Source organism: Pseudolactococcus yaeyamensis (assembly GCF_054658615.1).
In genome coordinates this window covers 1-16,439 of record NZ_BAAGGP010000025.1, presented here as the reverse complement: position 1 = coordinate 16,439, position 16,439 = coordinate 1, and the positions used below count along the sequence as shown (strand labels likewise).

The following is a 16,439-nucleotide window of genomic DNA, read 5'->3' as shown; positions in this document are numbered from 1 at the left end:
CTGATATAGCAAGAAAAGTTTAGACAAGCCACTTGACCATACTTTCTCTGAATAAATTGTGTCTGGAGGTCAAGGAATAGCAGCTAAATTGAATGACTCTAGGAGTGCTGACGCCTCTAGAAAGTTATAATTTTTTAAAGCTTCTTCTAACTCCTGTGAGACAGAATAGTTTTTTACTAATTCAAATGCCATTGGATTGGCATTTTTGACCATTATTTTGAGTTGTGCCAGCACCTCTGCATTTAAAGTAGGTTTCTCAGACTTCTGTCTTCCTTTTTCTTCAAAATCAATTTTAAAGTATGCGGCACTTTCTTCAAATAATTTGATATAATGCGGTAACCAGTTGAGATGTTTTAACTGTTCAACTTCAACTGTTTTTTGATAAATTTTTTGTAATTTTAAATTTCCAGATAAACCTTTAAGATCATGGAGTAAGTGCTCTCGCTCAGGTAAACTTAAACGATTCATATGACGAATTTGAGGTAAATAATCTTTGAAAAATACTGATCGAAAGTGGTTGAAGTTACGATCTTGTACATCTTTGCTCATTTTTTCAAAAATTAAGCTTTCTAATTTGTCAAAATCAATTGGTTTAGCCAGATAGCCATCCATACCAGCAGCAAGTGCGAGAGTTAATCGTTCTTTTTCGACATCTGCTGTTAAAGCGATGACTTTGGTTTTAGTATGACGACCATTTTCTTGCCGTAGTTTTTTGACGATGTCAATACCTGAAATATCCGGCAAACGTAGGTCTAAAAGGATAAGATCGAAATCTTCTGTTTGCAGTTTCTCCAAAGCTTTATAACCAGTTTCAGCAGTTACAACATTGGAACCATAATGCTTGATAATGTTTGAAGTCATCTGAAGATTAAGGAGATTATCATCAACTAACAAGATCTTTTTGGATGATGGTTCTGTCAGTAGAGGTTTAAACATAACTTCATGTGGCATAGTTTGAATAGATTTCTCTAATTTTAAATGAATGGTAAAGGTTGTCCCTTGTGCCTCAATACTTTTTACAGTTATACTTCCGCCCATTTTTTCGATAATTTTTTGGCTAATAGGCAATCCTAATCCTGTACCAGCAGATTTTGATGGAGGTAAATCATCAATTTGTTCAAATGCTTTAAAGATTCGATTTAAATTTTCTGTTTTAATCCCGATACCATTATCAATTACTTGGATTTTGAGATACATATTTTGAGTTGGTAATTTGGCTAAAAATTCTTCACGAACTTTGAGACACACAAAACCATCGGTTGTAAATTTAATGGCATTGTTGATAAGATTGATGAAGACCTGACGCAGTCGTTCTTGATCAGCGTAGACTTTATCAGTGGATAGAGCCGCAAAATCTAAGCTCAAATTTATTTGTTTTGCAGTAGCACTAGGTTGATGTAAAGCAATGATTTCTTCGAATAGCCTTTGAAGTGAAAAATGAATTGGGTTGAGTATAAGACCTCTTTGCTCAATTTTTTCAAAGTCAAGTACATTGTTAATCATCCTAATTAAATGATCACTGGATTGTGAAATGATGGTAAGCTGTTGTGATTGTTCTTCTGATAAATTTGTTTTTTTCAGGAGATGGATATGACCTGATATGGCATTTAAGGGAGTTCTGAGTTCATGGCTTGTTTCAGATAAGAAGTTACTTTTAAGTTTTGTAACGGTAATCATTTGATGATAGAGTTGATTAAAATTTTTAGCAAAGGCATGAAGTTCTGCAGAGCCTTGAGGTATCAAAGGCGGCGTATCATCTGTCCAATCTCTAGATTCAAGTGATTGTGTATAATGTTGAATGGGATGGACAACATAGCTGAAAAATAAGATCAAAATCGCCAAAAATATCAGAAGCATAAGGAATTGTGTTAGTAATTCGATATGAATGGCTAAATTTGTATTTTCCTTTGAAACCTGTGTTTGTTGATTAAGACGAGATAAGATGGCAGTTCTAAAACGTTGGATATTATGTGTAATAATTTGTTGCTCATCAGTGTAATTGGTACTAAATAATAGCAGCTGTGCTTTATTTTGCTGTGCTTGGGGACTTAGAGTTTGCTCTGTCCAATTGAGCTGATAATTTTGAACGAGATGAGGTAGGTCCTCACTTTTTAATGCAAGAGATGTAGTTGTGAGTTTAATTGCGCGTAGTTGAGTATAATATAAGAGTGTTGTATTTTCTTCAACAATTCGCCAATACTTGCTTTCATATTTGGGTAGAGATGTCTTTTTGAGCTGATTAATTTTAGTTTTGATGGACAGCATTTCGCCACCATTAGATAAAAAATTTCTTAAGTGTGTTAAATCATGTGTCATGACAAACAACTCAGCTTCTCTTGTCTGATAAGTGATGAGATTATTTTGTGCATCAATTAATTTTTGAGCAGCCTCTTGATGTTTTTGCGCTTCACGATTTTTAGCAAGATGATGTTGTAGATTGAAAATTGACAGGATTGAAAAGAAGATCATGGCAAAAAAAGCAATCGAAATAAAGCTGTAAATCTGTTTTTGACTTAAGAGAGTTGGTTTTTTCATCCTGTTTTCCTATAATTTGATATAATGTTTTTACGATTACTTGAATGAATCAAAAATGTGATGAGACATTACTACAAAAATCTCAGTTGATGTGTTGCTGATTCTAGACTCTTTACACGGTTTATTGGTTGACTGAGCTACAAATCTTGAAAGTAAAGTCTGTGGGTTCACTCCAGAACGATTGTCTCTGAGAAAAGGCTCAGTAGTCAAGTAAAATTAATGCCAATTAGGTAGAAATCGTAGTGATTAATCACTACTAGAATAATTATAGGAGACAAACGATGTTTAAACGCAATATTCTAATTGTTGATGATCAATCACACCAAATACGATTAATTTCTCACATCTTAAATGAGTTGGATGTTGAGATAGCTGTTGCACGCACGACCGACCGGGCTTTAAATGTGATGGCTCACATCCTACCAGATTTAATCTTACTAGATGTTCAGTTGAGTGACAAAGATCTAAATGGTTTTGAGTTTTGCCGTCGTCTAAAAAGTGATACACAATTTTGTGATATTCCTATTTTATTTATGACAGCCAACCGAGATAATTATACGATTGATCAATCTTTTGAAGTTGGGGGAGCAGACTACATTGCGAAACCTTTTACTTCAAGAGGGCTGAAAGCGCGCGTGGTGAACCAATTGATGCTAGTCAAAGAAAAACGGCAAAGTCAGCTCGCATACGATGAATTAAATCAATTTGTTCATACAGTATCACATGATTTAAAATCTCCTTTGTTGTTGATTGAGCAACTTGCGCAATGTCTGATGACAGAAAATCTACCAAAAGACAATAGACAGGCATTTATCTTGCAGATGATTGAAAAATGTCAGCAAACAACGGAGATGATAACAAGACTTTTAGAATTAGCGAAGTTATCAGAAGTTGAAGTTGCACAAGAAGAAATAAGAATTGATACGTTGATAAATGAGTTAGTGCTTGATTTTAAACAGCTGTATCCGAATCAAATTTTTCAAGTTGAAGTGGGGAAGTTACCGATTATTAAGGGAGATAGCACCTTGCTGTATTTGCTATTTCAAAATGTGCTTTCCAATGCTTTTAAATTCTCTCATAAAGTAGCACAACCCGTAATTGAAATCTTGTCATTGATATCAACAGATACTGTTGAAATTATTATAAGAGATAACGGTGTCGGTTTTGATGTGAAACAAGCTCAAAAATTATTTCAAATATTTGAACGTCTTCACAAAACAACGGAATTTGAGGGAACAGGTGTTGGCTTGGTGATTAGCCGAAAAATTATGGCTAAACATGGCGGTCAAATTATCTTGAATTCGGATGGTAATCGAACAACTGCTCGTTTAATCTTTCCCCAAAATAAGATTATTTTTTAGAATTTTCAAAATTCGTTACTTCAAATTATACCATGATTTTGACAAAATGCAATATTATGTCATAAAATCTAACATGAAATTCAAAAAGTAGAAAATGTAGGGTAAAAAGTTCTTTTTATCCTGTTTTTTATTGTCTAAATTTTCAGTATACTTATCATATCAGCTGAAATAACATTGTCATTAGAAATAACAGATAATCGGAGGAAAAGAAATTGAAAAATTGGAAAAGTATGATGAGATATATGGTTACTTTGGCAATAGGTGCTGTCCTTTTATCAGCTTGCTCATCAAGTGCATTGAAGGAGGCAAGCGGTGGAGAGGAAAAGAGTCAGACGGATAGCAAAACAATTGAAGTTGGTATCCTTCATTCTTTAAGTGGTACGATGGCAATGTCAGAAACATCGGTTCGGGATGCTGAACTTCTTGCAATCGAGGAAATTAATGCAAATGGTGGGGTTCTTGGTAAACAAATCAAGCCAATTATTGAAGATGGTGCCTCAGATAATGCGACATTTTCAGAAAAAGCGACAAAACTTTTAGAACAAGATAAGGTTGCAACGGTTTTTGGATGTTGGACTTCTTCTTCTCGGAAAGCCGTTCTGCCAGTTTTTGAAAAAGATAATGGTCTCTTATGGTATCCAGTTCAATATGAAGGTATGGAAAGCTCACCGAATATTTTTTATACAGGTGCAGCACCCAATCAACAAATTGTCCCAGCTATTGAGTATGCTAGTGAAAATTTGGGTAAGAAAGTGTTTTTAATTGGCTCTGATTACGTCTTTCCTCGGACAGCTAATGCGATTATCAAAGCACAAGCTACATCACTTGGCATGACAATTGTTGGCGAAGAATATACACCGATGGGACATACAGATTATTCGACCATTGTTCAAAAAATAAAAGATGCAAAACCTGACTTTGTTTTCAATACACTGAATGGTGATTCTAATGTTGCCTTTTTCAAACAATACAAAGATGCTGGAATTTCAGCAGCAGATACGCCAACGATTTCTGTTTCAGTTGCTGAGGAAGAGGTTGCAGGGATAGGTGCTAAATATCTAGAGGGACACTTAACATCATGGAACTACTATCAAACGACAGATACACCTGAAAATACAGAGTTTGTCAAAAATTATAAAGCTAAATATGGTGAAAAAAGGGTAACAGATGATCCAATTGAAGCGGGGTATGATGCCGTCTATTTATGGGCAGCAGCAGTTGAAAAGGCGGGAACAACAGATGTTGATGCCGTCAAAAAAGTTGCTTCAGGAATTACTTTTGATGCACCGGAAGGTCAAGTCAAGATTGATGGTAATAATCAACATATCTATAAAAAAGTCCGTATCGGGAAAGTCAACAAAACAGGCTTGATTGACCAAGTTTGGGAAACAAAAGAGGCGATTAAACCTGATCCATATTTAAAAGGATATGCTTGGGCTAAAGGCTTATCAGCTGAACAGTAAATTGACACGCAGCCAATCGTAAAATTAAGATAGTTTTGTCTTAATTTTATATTTGGTTGTGTATCTAGAAATGGAAAGTGAGTGTTTATGGCAACAGTTATAATGCAGTTGTTTAATGGGATTAGTGTTAGTTCCATTCTCTTTATGGCAGCAATTGGCTTAGCGATTACTTTTGGTCTTATGGGAGTAATCAATATGGCACATGGTGAGTTCATCATGATTGGTGCCTATACAACGTATGTGATTCAAGTACTTTTCAAGGCTCATGTCCCTCAAGCTTTCTTCGATGGGTATATTGTTGTAGCCTTAATCAGTTCTTTTGTTATGGCAGGTATCTTTGGCTTAGTACTCGAAAAATTAGTAATTAATCGATTATATGAACGACCGGAGGACTCGCTTCTGGTAACTTGGGGCGTGAGCCTCATTTTACAACAGTTGGCAAGATCTATCTTTGGTGCACCAAATGTTAGTGTGACACCGCCATCGTTTTTGGAGAATAGTCTGAAGCTAACCGAACATATTCAGTTGCCATATAATCGTCTATTTATTCTTTTATTAGCTTTAGTGAGTTTATTTGGTGTCTATTATCTACTTTATAAGACGCGTCAAGGGCGGAATATTAATGCGGTAATGCAAAATCGTGACATGGCAGCAGCCCTTGGAATTAATACGAAAGCAGTTGATGCTTCAACTTTTATGATTGGTTCAGGTTTAGCGGGATTAGCAGGTTGTGCTTTGACTTGGATTGGCGCAATTGGTCCAAATCTTGGGACATCTTACATTATCGATGCTTTTATGGCAGTTGTTGTCGGTGGTGCGGGCACAATTATTGGCGCTGTCTTTGGTGCAAGCTTTATCGGTATTGGTGGCACAGAATTTGAGTTTCTGACAAGTTCTTCTATCGGAAAAGTATTGATTTTTACATCTGTTGTGATCTTGCTACAATTTAGGCCAAAAGGTATTTTTGCTAGACGTATCCGTGCTTTGGAGGATTAGTATGACTTTAGAAAAAATAAAACAATTTGTGAGTCATCATGGCAGACTGTTGCTAATTTCAGCAGTTTTCCTTATTTTGGCATTGTTACCATTTTATACTTCAATGTTTAGAGTCACACTTTTTGCGAAATTTATGACTTTTGCGATTGTGGCACTTGGTCTGGATATGATTTGGGGGTATACTGGCATTCTTAGTCTTGGACATGGCGTTTATTTTGGTTTAGGTGGTTATTGTATGGCCATGTACTTGAAATTAGCTGCCACACCAAATGGTTTGCCGGATTTCATGGTTTGGACAGGGATTAAAAAATTACCAGCGATTTGGTCTCCTTTTCAATATCCAATACCTGCACTGGTTATGGTTGTTTTGGTACCAGTCCTGTTAGCAGTGATTATTGGTACGTTGACCTTCTTAAATGGTATCAAAGGTGTCTATTTTTCCATTTTATCTCAAGCTTTGGCCATGATAATGACAACTTTGTTGATTGGTTCTCAGGCAATCACTGGTGGTTCAAATGGGTTGACGAATTTTATAAGTTTTATGGGGATGGATCTCAAAAATCCGATGATAAAAATTCGTCTGTTCTATGTGACCTTACTGATATTGATTTTGATATTTGCACTTTGCTATTTTGTGACCAAAAGAAATGCAGGAAAGTTATTAATTGCCATTAAAGGTGGAGAAAATCGAGTTCGATTCATAGGTTATGATGCCGCTAAATACAAAATTTTTGTTTATAGTCTATCTGCTGCTATTGCAGGTATTGCTGGAGCACTTTATGTCCTTCAGGTTGGCATCATTTCACCGTCTGAAGTAGGGATTGCTTTTTCGATTGAAATGATTATATGGGTTGCGATTGGTGGCAAAGGAACTTTAGTAGGTGCTGTTATCGGGGCGCTCCTAGTTAATAATCTAAAAACAACAATTTCAGAGACTTATCCAACGATTTGGCCATATTTTATTGGTGGGATTTTTGTCTTGGTCATGCTTTTTCTGCCAAATGGTCTCATGTCTTTAAAAGCTATTCCTACACAAATCACGCAATTTATGGTGAAACGTCGATTGTCAAAGATAGTTCACATACAGCAAGAGGAGTTAAGCAATGACTAATCAAACAATAGAAAAACCAATACTCAGTATTGAAAGTATCAATATCCAATTTGGTAACTTTAAAGCAATTAAAAATGTTTCTACTGAAATCCGAAATAATGAAATTCGTTTTTTTATCGGTCCTAATGGTGCTGGAAAAACAACAGTTTTAGATGCGATTTGTGGCAAAACAAAAGTGACAGATGGCAAAATTCAATATTTTGGAGATAAACGTTTTGAGTTGACTAAAATGCGTGACTATAGCATTGCTTCAAGTGGTGTGGGTCGAAAGTTTCAGGCACCCTCTATTTTTGGCGGCATAACAGTTGCTGAAAATATTGAACTAGCTGTTATTGAACAACGTTCTGTAATGGCGACTTTGTTTAAGGGAATATCCAAAGAACAAAAAGATTATGTTGACTATGTCTTATCCTTTATCGGACTTGCGAATAAACGTCATTACTTTCCAGGAGGTCTTTCTCATGGTCAAAAACAATGGTTGGAAATCGGCATGTTGATGGCTTCAAAGCCGAGTTTATTGTTACTAGATGAACCAGTTGCTGGTATGGGGAGAAGAGAAACAGAACAGACAGCAGCACTACTTTTGAAACTAAAAAAAGAATGTTCGATTATCGTTGTTGAGCATGATATGCAGTTCGCCCGAGATGTCTCGGATTCAGTGACAGTGTTTCATGAAGGGCAGATTATCGACGAAGGGACTATGAAAAATGTTCAGAACAATCAGCAAGTCATTGATGTTTACTTAGGACGCGGAGGAGAATGATGCTAAAAGTTTCAAAAATTTCTGCGACATATGGCGAAGGAACCGTTCTACGTGATGTTAGTTTAGATATTATTAAGGGCAGAGTGACTTGCTTGATAGGGCGCAATGGTGCTGGTAAAACAACAACGGCTAAAGCTATTATGGGTTTGGTGGCAACGAGTGGCACTGGCATCAAAATTGATGATAAAGAAGTGTTAAATACTCCGATATATGAACGGGCACGTTCAGGTATTGGCTATGTACCTCAAGGGCGAGATATTTTTCCAGAACTGACGGTTAAGGAAAATCTGTTGTTAGGACTGGAAGCTAAAAATGGTAAAGGTGTAATTCCAGATTATATATTTGATGTTTTTCCGATTTTAAAAACATTTTTAAATCGGAAAGGTGGAGATTTGTCAGGTGGTCAACAACAGCAATTGGCAATTGCAAGAGTGCTTGTATCAGAGCCAAAAGTCTTAATATTAGACGAACCAACAGAAGGCATTCAACCATCCATTATTAAAGACATTGGTCGTGTTATTAAATCTTTAAAAGATGATATCGCTATTTTGATTATTGAGCAATATCTGGAATTTGTTTTGGATATTGCTGATTACTGTTATGTTTTGGAAAATGGTCGAATCGAGATGCAGGGCGAGACATGTATTTTAGATAAAGATAGACTTCAAACCATTATGGCTTTATAAGTTATCGGGACAAAAAGGAGAAAATTTTTATGCATATGGCAAATCATTTAGTGTCGCCAGAAGTCGGAAGCGCGATGTTTTTAGTAAGTTCAGCAGGTATTGGCTATGCCATAAGAAAAATTAAAAGTAATCCCAAACAACTAGAACGATCTGATATTGGTTTGTTTGCAGCAAGTAGTGCTTTAGTTTTCACAGCACAGATGGTCAACTATTCTCTCCCCTTGACAGGAGCTAGTGGTCATATTGTAGGGGGTGTTTTGTTAGCACTTTTGTTTGGACGGGCACCTTCAACACTAGCTATGAGTGTCATTTTGACCTTGCAAAGTTTAATTTTTGCAGATGGCGGCCTATTTGCTCTAGGAGCCAATATTTTCAATATGGCGATTATTCCTTGTCTGATTGTTGTCCCTTTGATGCAAAAACTAATTGGTCAATCTCGTGCACTGCTTCCCATAATAGCAACGATAGTCAGTCTACAGTTAGGGGCATTTTTAGTCGTTGTTGAGACACAAGCATCTCAAATTACAACCTTGCCTTTTGGTGATTTTTTGTTACGGATGCAGCCAATTCATTTGGCGATTTCTCTGATTGAAGCGGTGGTGACGGTTGGTCTTTTAGCCTTAATTCAAAAAATAAAAGGAAAGCGTCAAGCTGTTTATATGTTGTCAGGTTTAGCGTTTGCTGTCGGTGCTTTTGTGTCATTACTTGCGTCTCAAATACCAGATGGTTTGGAGTGGGCAAGCGAAAAAACGAGTTCTGGCATAAGTCTGACAAGTCAAGACAATCTTCTCCAAGCCGCTGAGAAATTTCAAACAAGTTTAGCCTTCTTACCTGATTATAGTTTTGCAACTATTCATGCTAATGAAATGTTGGGAACAATGCTATCTGGTATTTTAGGTTGCGCACTAACTCTATTTGCAATTGCTTGTCTTAGTCTTTTATTGGTTCAAAAACCAACTTTGCTATCTAAGACGTAGAGGAAGGTCAAAATATGCGTTTAACTCAAAGAGAACAAGAAAAATTATTAATAGTTGTGGCAGCAGATTTAGCCTATCGTCGTCAAAAACGCGGTTTAAAATTAAATTTGCCAGAGGCTACAGCGATTATTACTTATGAAATATTAGAAGGCGCGCGTGATGGTCAATCAGTTGCTGCGTTGATGGATTCGGGGACAAGAATACTAACAGTAGACGACGTTATGACAGGTGTTTCAGAACTAATCCATGATGTTCAGGTAGAGGCGACTTTCCCTGATGGGACAAAGCTTGTCACTGTACATCGACCTATTAGATAAAGGAGAGTGTGATGATTCCAGGAGAGATTAAAACATATGGCCCACCGATAATCTGTAATGCTGATAAGGCTTATCAAACACTGGAGGTGCTTAATCGAGGCGATAGACCTGTTCAAATTGGCTCGCATTTTCATTTTTTTGAAGTGAATGATAGCCTAATTTTTGATAGAAAGCAAGCTTTTGGCTATCGCCTTAATATTCCAGCGGGGACAGCAGTGCGATTTGAACCGGGGGATGCTAAAACAGTTGATTTGGTAGCATTAGGTGGCAAACGTGAAGTGTACGGCCTTAACTTCAAGACCAATGGTGCTTTGGATAAAGAAATTGGGGGTTTTGAAAATGAATCATGATAAAGCTCAATCTCCTTTAAAGATGAGTCGTCGACAATATGCCGAGCTCTACGGCCCGACAACAGGTGATATTGTAAGATTGGCTGATACCGAACTTTTTCTGGAAATTGAAAAAGATTTGACGGTTTATGGCGAAGAAATGGTTTTCGGTGGTGGCAAGGTTATTAGAGAAGGGATGGGACAAAATTCTCGTTTAGTGAGAGAGGAGGTACCAGATTTACTGCTTACAAATGCGATTATTTTAGATTATACAGGCATTTATAAGGCTGATATTGCCGTAAAAGATGGTCTGATTGTTGCAATCGGTAAAGCTGGCAATCCAGATATTCAAGATGGTGTGACGATTCCAATAGGTGCAGCAACTGAAGTGATTGCAGCAGAAGGTAAAATTATCACTGCTGGGGGGATTGATACACACATTCACTACATCTCTCCTCAACAAGTGACGGTAGCAATCGAAAATGGCATCACAACAATGATTGGAGGTGGCACGGGGCCTGCGGAAGGAACAAATGCGACGACTTGTACACCAGGGGCTTGGTATATCGAAAAGATGCTACAGGCAGTTGATAATCTGCCCATGAATTTTGGTTTTCTAGGAAAAGGACACGCTGCTGTAAAAGCACCACTAATTGAACAAATTGAAGCTGGTGCAATTGGCTTGAAAATTCATGAAGATTGGGGAGCAACTTATGCGTCAATTGATACCTCATTAACTGTTGCAGATGACTACGATGTGCAAGTTTCTATTCATACAGATACACTCAATGAATCTGGATTTGTTGAACATACTAAATCTGCTTTTAAAAATCGTGTGATTCACACCTATCATACGGAAGGGGCAGGAGGCGGTCATGCACCTGATATCATCTCATTAGCAAGTGAACAAAATGTTCTGCCCTCTTCAACCAATCCAACCATGCCTTTTACAATAAATACGATTGATGAGCATTTGGATATGCTGATGGTTTGTCATCATCTCAATCCAGAAATTCCTGAGGATGTTGCCTTTGCTGATTCACGCATTCGAGAAGAAACGATAGCTGCAGAAGATGTCTTGCATGATTTGGGTATTTTTTCAATGATGTCTAGTGATTCTCAAGCTATGGGAAGAATTGGTGAGACGATTATCAGAACATGGCAAACAGCATCCAAGATGAAGGCGCAACGTGGTTCGCTTCCTGAGGATACCGAAAAAAGTGATAATTTCCGAATTAAACGCTACCTGTCTAAATATACGATAAATCCAGCCATTACCCATGGCATTTCAGAAGATGTTGGGTCTATTGAAGTTGGGAAATTTGCAGATTTAGTACTTTGGACACCCGCTTACTTTGGTGTAAAACCTGATAGGATTATTAAAGGGGGGGTGATTGCACATAGTGTGATGGGCGATCCAAATGCTTCTATTCCGACACCACAGCCTGTACTTTATCGACAAATGTTTGGTGGTATTGGTACTGCTGTTAATCAAACATCTATTTCATTTGTTTCACAAATCGCTATCAATCAGCACGTTGGTAAAAGATATGGTCTGAAAAAACAACTTAAAGCTGTTAAAAATATTCGACATTTAAGCAAACAGGATATGAAATTTAATGGTGAAACACCTCAAATAGATGTCAATCCTCAAACTTACGAAGTTAAAGTAAATGGTCAAAAAGTAACCTGTCGCCCTGTTGGTGTGCTTCCTTTGGCACAACGTTATTTCTTATTTTAGAAGGAAAATGATGATAATAGAAAAAATAATTGGCAACGTAAATGATAGCGCGAAGCAAAAACAAGTGAAACATCTGGAAAAAATTTATTTAGATAATCAAGCTCTAGCCAAAAGACTTCACCGTGTTCTCAGCGATCATGGCAATGAATTTTTAATTAAATTACCAACTGGGCAACATCTTCATGTCGGGGATATTATTGCTGAAACAGCTGATAATCGAGTGATTATTGCTGTCAATAGTGAAGATATTCTGATCATTCGACCTCAAAATATACAAGATATGGGGGAAATTGCGCATGCTCTGGGCAATCGTCATTTGCCAGCACAATTTATAGCTGATACGATGATTGTGCAATATGATTATCTTGTTGAAGAGTTGCTAGAAAAAATGGGCTTAACATTTGAAAGAGAAAGTCTTGAGATGGTCATACCATTTCAACACGTGGATCATAAACATGTCTAAATTACATCTTTATCAGTTAATTGATTCCAACTTTCCAACTGGTATGTTTAGTCATTCTTTTGGCTTTGAAACTTACCTACAGCATGAAATGATTACATCTCCTGATGATTTCAAAAAATGGTTGTTAGTCATGATACAAGATCAATTAGTCTATCAGGATTTATTGGCAATGCGGGGTGTATTTGAGGATTTAACAGTTGACAATTTGCTGATTTGGACACAAAAGCTCCATGCACAGACAATGGCAAAAGAAGTTCGTCAAGGGAATCAACGGATGGGACAACAATTTTTCCAATTATTTGAAAAAATTGCTCCTAGTTCCTTACTAGACGACTATGGTAAAGCGCTAAGTCAAGCCAATTTGCAACCTCATTCAGCGATGGTGTTTATCATTATTGCTAGGAGAGAGGCAGTGAGTGAACAGGAGTTACTATTAGCCTATGCTTACGGTGTCATGAGTGCCTTGGTTCAAAACGGCGTTAGAAGTGTACCACTGGGTCAGGTAGCAGGGCAACGGCTTATTTTAGAGTTGGCAAGTGAATTAGAGGATGTGATACATAAAGTAATCAATGAGTTGACAATTGCAGACTTTGGCTTGGCCTCCCCAGCACTAGAAATTCGACAGATGCAACATGAATGGCTTAGAGCTAGAAATTTCATGTCTTGATGCTGCACATTGCACAAATGAAAGGAATAAAGAAGATGGACACAATCAAAATTGGTATAGGTGGACCAGTCGGATCTGGAAAAACATTTCTCATCGAAAAATTGATAGCTAGATTGAAAGATGAGGTTAAGATGGCTGTAGTCACCAATGATATTTATACCAAGGAGGATGCCAAGTATTTGATTCAAAATTCTTGCTTAGCGTCAGACCGCATTATTGGTGTAGAAACAGGTGGCTGTCCTCATACTGCAATTCGTGAAGATACTTCTATGAATATTTCAGCTATCCAAGAACTTGAAACGCGTTTCCCAGATATAGCGCTAATTTTTGTAGAATCTGGAGGGGATAATTTAGCAGCGACTTTTAGTCCAGAATTAGTTGATTTGAGTATCTATATCATTGATGTTGCACAGGGTGAAAAAATTCCCAGAAAAGGTGGACAAGGTATGATTAAAAGTGATTTATTTATAATAAATAAAATTGATTTAGCACCTTATGTCCATGCTAATCTTGAGGTAATGGCATCAGATACCAAGATGTATCGACCGACAAAACCAACCATATTTACGAACTTAGAAGACGGAACAGGTTTGTCAGCTGTCGTTTCTTGGATTAAAAAATATGCTTTATTTGCCAATGAATAACACTTATACAGGACAAGTGAGCCTTGATTTTACACTTAGAAATGGCAGAACAATTGCGACTAGAACTTTTCATCAAGGTGTTAGTAAAATATTGCAGCCACAATATTTAACAGATCAACTTCAAGTCACCTATTTTTTACTGAATCTAGGTGGAGGTGGAGTAGCTGGTGACACCTACCGTCAAGATTTTAAGTTAGATAAAAAAGTTCAGGTTCATCTGACAACACAGTCAGCGATGAAAATTTTCACAGCAAATGGTGGTAAGCCAGTTAGCCAGAAAACAAAAATCAGTCTGGCAGATGATGCTTTGTTGGAATATATCAATGATCCAGTGATTTTATACGAAGGTGCCAAATATTGTCAGACAACAGTTATTGATTTAACATCACGTTCACATTTGTTTTTTGTTGACAGCCTCACACAAGGTTGGGATGAATTAAATCAGGGGTTTAAATATGATGAGATTGATAACAGTTGTCAAATCATCGTTGATGGTCGATTAGAAGTACTGGATCGTCTGCGTTTAAGACCACAAAATACTGATTTAGTTGCGCTAGGAAGATTGGAAAAATACACCCATCTGGCTTCTGGATGGGTTATCACACCGTCTATTGCTCCCCTTGCGTTTGGTGATGTTGTAGAAAGATTAGAACAAAAGTACGATGTACTTATAGGGATTTCAGAACTCTCTATTTTAGGATTTTCTTTTAGGATTTTAGCCCAAAATAGTCAGCTGATTTTGCAGTTAATTACTGAATTAAGAACGATTTTTAGAAAGGTAACTGATCTACCCGTTATCACGGAAAATAGAAAATATTGAAAAATGCTTGAATAGCTAAGTAGTCTGCACTTCAATATAAAATATAAAAGAAATTTGAAGCAAATCTAAGTCAGGCTTTCGTCTTTGTGCGGAGGTCTGTTTTTGTTGTCGTTTCAAAAATATCTATTTAACTTGATACTTATTCATTAAAAAACTCTTGATAAAAGACTATGACCAAAGCTCAAAAAGGCATATTTGAATAAATTATAAAATAGAGAAACTATAAGAAATCAGTGTTTTCAGAAACGAATTTCAAGCAATTCTACTAATGTTGAGACTTTTGTCTTCAATTTGAAACTATCATCTTATATAGTTATTTTGTATAGCTATCTATAATTTCATCATAGTTTTAAACTATGCTTAGTCATGGTAAAATAGAGGAATGATATGAGAGGAGGGATAGGATGCCTGTAAAAGTAAATAATCAGCTACCAGCCGTCAAGCTATTAGAAGCTGATAATATTTTTGTCATGGATGAAGCGAGAGCTGCACAACAAGATATTAGAACTTTAAAGATTTTGGTGGTCAATCTGATGCCTCGTAAAATGGTGACTGAAACGCAGTTGTTGGCTTTATTATCTAATACGCCTTTGCAAATCAATGTTGATTTTCTACATATGATGACGCATCACTCTAAAAATATTACGCAAAATCATCTGGATACTTTCTATAAAAGTTTTGATGATATCAAGGCTGATTATTATGATGGCATGATCGTAACAGGTGCGCCTGTGGAAAATTTAGCGTTTGAAGCTGTCGATTACTGGGATGAGTTACATCAGATTTTAGATTGGTCACGCACGCATGTTTATTCAACGCTACATATTTGTTGGGGAGCACAAGCGGGATTATATGCACGCTATGGTATTCCTAAACACCCCTTGACACAAAAGTTATGGGGGGTTTATCATCAGACGGTAGAAAATCCAAAACATGTTTTATTTCGTGGCTTTGATGATGATTTTCTTGCGCCACATTCTAGGAGTACCGAGATTGATGCGAGCGATTTACCACATGATTTTGAGATTCTTTCTTATGGTGAAAGGTCTGGCTTATCTCTTGTTGTCAAGAAAAATCTACGTGAGATTTACAGCTTTGGTCATCTAGAGTATGATCGGATGACTTTAGATTTTGAATATCAACGGGATAAGGCTGAATTTGGTGAGGAGATTGTACCAGAAGCTTATTATCCAGAGGATAATCCGACACAAAGACCACGGATGACTTGGTCAAGTGCTGCCAGTCTCTTCTTTTCAAACTGGTTGAATTATGCAGTCTATCAAGATACGCCTTATGATTTACGTGAACTCGCAAAATACGACTATTTTAATCTTTAACCACGCAAAGCGTGGTTTTTTGGTATAATCCCGAGTTTGACAGTTAAAACTAAAAAATACACCCCCAAAAGCTATTATATCAAGGGATATGATAGTTTTTTGCAACTTCACACTTGTTGTAGACGGTTGGTTTTGATATAATATAAATATGGCATTTGTAAAAGTAACTAAAAATCGTGAAGGCACACAATACGTGACAATCGTTGAAGGTTATCGTGACGGCGATAAA

16 protein-coding genes are annotated in these 16,439 nt (G+C 36.9%); 15 read left to right on the top strand and 1 reads right to left on the bottom strand.

Annotation, left to right across the window (positions count from 1 at the left end):
- Positions 1–69: 69 nt before the first annotated feature.
- Entirely contained in the window at positions 70–2,535 is a 2,466-nt protein-coding gene (locus ACYQ21_RS06580; protein WP_460056673.1) for a response regulator, read from the bottom strand.
- A 281-nt stretch (positions 2,536–2,816) separates the two neighbouring features.
- Here ACYQ21_RS06580 and ACYQ21_RS06575 point away from each other — a divergent pair, with 281 nt between their 5' ends.
- The 15 genes from ACYQ21_RS06575 (at position 2,817) to ACYQ21_RS06505 (ending at position 16,210) form a co-directional block, all read left to right on the top strand.
- Positions 2,817–3,896, top strand: a complete 1,080-nt coding sequence (locus tag ACYQ21_RS06575; protein ID WP_460056670.1) for a sensor histidine kinase — start codon at positions 2,817–2,819, stop codon at positions 3,894–3,896.
- 212 nt (positions 3,897–4,108) lie between these two features.
- Complete coding sequence (urtA, locus tag ACYQ21_RS06570; protein ID WP_460056666.1) at positions 4,109–5,359, top strand: urea ABC transporter substrate-binding protein; 1,251 nt, start codon at positions 4,109–4,111, stop codon at positions 5,357–5,359.
- 87 nt (positions 5,360–5,446) lie between these two features.
- Positions 5,447–6,355 (top strand): urea ABC transporter permease subunit UrtB, encoded by a 909-nt coding sequence (gene urtB, locus ACYQ21_RS06565; RefSeq protein WP_460056663.1) that lies wholly within the window; start codon positions 5,447–5,449, stop codon positions 6,353–6,355.
- Position 6,356: 1 nt separating this feature from the next.
- Positions 6,357–7,466, top strand: coding sequence for an urea ABC transporter permease subunit UrtC (gene urtC, locus ACYQ21_RS06560; protein WP_460056660.1), 1,110 nt, complete (start codon positions 6,357–6,359; stop codon positions 7,464–7,466).
- Positions 7,459–8,229, top strand: a complete 771-nt coding sequence (gene urtD / locus ACYQ21_RS06555; RefSeq protein WP_460056657.1) for an urea ABC transporter ATP-binding protein UrtD — start codon at positions 7,459–7,461, stop codon at positions 8,227–8,229. The genes urtC and urtD overlap by 8 nt, the downstream gene beginning before the upstream one ends.
- A complete protein-coding gene (gene urtE, locus ACYQ21_RS06550; protein WP_460056655.1) occupies positions 8,226–8,915 on the top strand; it encodes an urea ABC transporter ATP-binding subunit UrtE in 690 nt (229 codons plus the stop codon). Before urtD ends, urtE begins: the two co-directional genes overlap by 4 nt.
- Before the next feature lie 35 nt (positions 8,916–8,950).
- On the top strand, positions 8,951–9,892 hold the full coding sequence (locus ACYQ21_RS06545) for an energy-coupling factor ABC transporter permease (protein ID WP_460056652.1): 942 nt from the start codon (positions 8,951–8,953) through the stop codon (positions 9,890–9,892).
- A 14-nt stretch (positions 9,893–9,906) separates the two neighbouring features.
- Complete coding sequence (locus ACYQ21_RS06540) at positions 9,907–10,209, top strand: urease subunit gamma (protein WP_460056650.1); 303 nt, start codon at positions 9,907–9,909, stop codon at positions 10,207–10,209.
- Between the two features lie 11 nt (positions 10,210–10,220).
- The gene (locus ACYQ21_RS06535; RefSeq protein WP_460056647.1) at positions 10,221–10,559 is read left to right on the top strand and encodes an urease subunit beta; all 339 of its coding nucleotides are present in this window, start codon (positions 10,221–10,223) and stop codon (positions 10,557–10,559) included.
- Positions 10,549–12,279 (top strand): urease subunit alpha, encoded by a 1,731-nt coding sequence (gene ureC / locus ACYQ21_RS06530; RefSeq protein ID WP_460056645.1) that lies wholly within the window; start codon positions 10,549–10,551, stop codon positions 12,277–12,279. The genes ACYQ21_RS06535 and ureC overlap by 11 nt, the downstream gene beginning before the upstream one ends.
- 7 nt (positions 12,280–12,286) lie before the next feature.
- Positions 12,287–12,742: an urease accessory protein UreE gene (locus ACYQ21_RS06525; protein WP_460056642.1), complete on the top strand. Its 456-nt coding sequence runs from the start codon at positions 12,287–12,289 to the stop codon at positions 12,740–12,742.
- A complete protein-coding gene (locus ACYQ21_RS06520) occupies positions 12,735–13,409 on the top strand; it encodes an urease accessory protein UreF (protein WP_460056640.1) in 675 nt (224 codons plus the stop codon). The genes ACYQ21_RS06525 and ACYQ21_RS06520 overlap by 8 nt, the downstream gene beginning before the upstream one ends.
- A 35-nt stretch (positions 13,410–13,444) precedes the next feature.
- Entirely contained in the window at positions 13,445–14,053 is a 609-nt protein-coding gene (gene ureG / locus ACYQ21_RS06515; RefSeq protein ID WP_460056638.1) for an urease accessory protein UreG, read from the top strand.
- Complete coding sequence (locus ACYQ21_RS06510) at positions 14,046–14,873, top strand: urease accessory protein UreD (protein WP_460056635.1); 828 nt, start codon at positions 14,046–14,048, stop codon at positions 14,871–14,873. Before ureG ends, ACYQ21_RS06510 begins: the two co-directional genes overlap by 8 nt.
- A 404-nt stretch (positions 14,874–15,277) precedes the next feature.
- The gene (locus ACYQ21_RS06505; RefSeq protein ID WP_460056632.1) at positions 15,278–16,210 is read left to right on the top strand and encodes a homoserine O-succinyltransferase; all 933 of its coding nucleotides are present in this window, start codon (positions 15,278–15,280) and stop codon (positions 16,208–16,210) included.
- The last annotated feature ends 229 nt before the right edge of the window (positions 16,211–16,439 follow it).

Bases quoted from the DNA above. Each gene is read 5' to 3' on its own strand.
- urtE (WP_460056655.1), top strand. From the start codon at position 8,226: ATGATGCTAAAAGTTTCAAAAATTTCTGCGACATATGGCGAAGGAACC.
- ACYQ21_RS06525 (WP_460056642.1), top strand. From the start codon at position 12,287: ATGATGATAATAGAAAAAATAATTGGCAACGTAAATGATAGCGCGAAG.
- ACYQ21_RS06510 (WP_460056635.1), top strand. From the start codon at position 14,046: ATGAATAACACTTATACAGGACAAGTGAGCCTTGATTTTACACTTAGA.
- ACYQ21_RS06580 (WP_460056673.1), bottom strand. From the start codon at position 2,535: ATGAAAAAACCAACTCTCTTAAGTCAAAAACAGATTTACAGCTTTATT.
- ACYQ21_RS06575 (WP_460056670.1), top strand. From the start codon at position 2,817: ATGTTTAAACGCAATATTCTAATTGTTGATGATCAATCACACCAAATA.
- ACYQ21_RS06520 (WP_460056640.1), top strand. From the start codon at position 12,735: ATGTCTAAATTACATCTTTATCAGTTAATTGATTCCAACTTTCCAACT.
- urtD (WP_460056657.1), top strand. From the start codon at position 7,459: ATGACTAATCAAACAATAGAAAAACCAATACTCAGTATTGAAAGTATC.
- urtC (WP_460056660.1), top strand. From the start codon at position 6,357: ATGACTTTAGAAAAAATAAAACAATTTGTGAGTCATCATGGCAGACTG.
- ACYQ21_RS06535 (WP_460056647.1), top strand. From the start codon at position 10,221: ATGATTCCAGGAGAGATTAAAACATATGGCCCACCGATAATCTGTAAT.
- ACYQ21_RS06545 (WP_460056652.1), top strand. From the start codon at position 8,951: ATGGCAAATCATTTAGTGTCGCCAGAAGTCGGAAGCGCGATGTTTTTA.
- urtB (WP_460056663.1), top strand. From the start codon at position 5,447: ATGGCAACAGTTATAATGCAGTTGTTTAATGGGATTAGTGTTAGTTCC.
- ACYQ21_RS06540 (WP_460056650.1), top strand. From the start codon at position 9,907: ATGCGTTTAACTCAAAGAGAACAAGAAAAATTATTAATAGTTGTGGCA.
- ureG (WP_460056638.1), top strand. From the start codon at position 13,445: ATGGACACAATCAAAATTGGTATAGGTGGACCAGTCGGATCTGGAAAA.
- ACYQ21_RS06505 (WP_460056632.1), top strand. From the start codon at position 15,278: ATGCCTGTAAAAGTAAATAATCAGCTACCAGCCGTCAAGCTATTAGAA.
- ureC (WP_460056645.1), top strand. From the start codon at position 10,549: ATGAATCATGATAAAGCTCAATCTCCTTTAAAGATGAGTCGTCGACAA.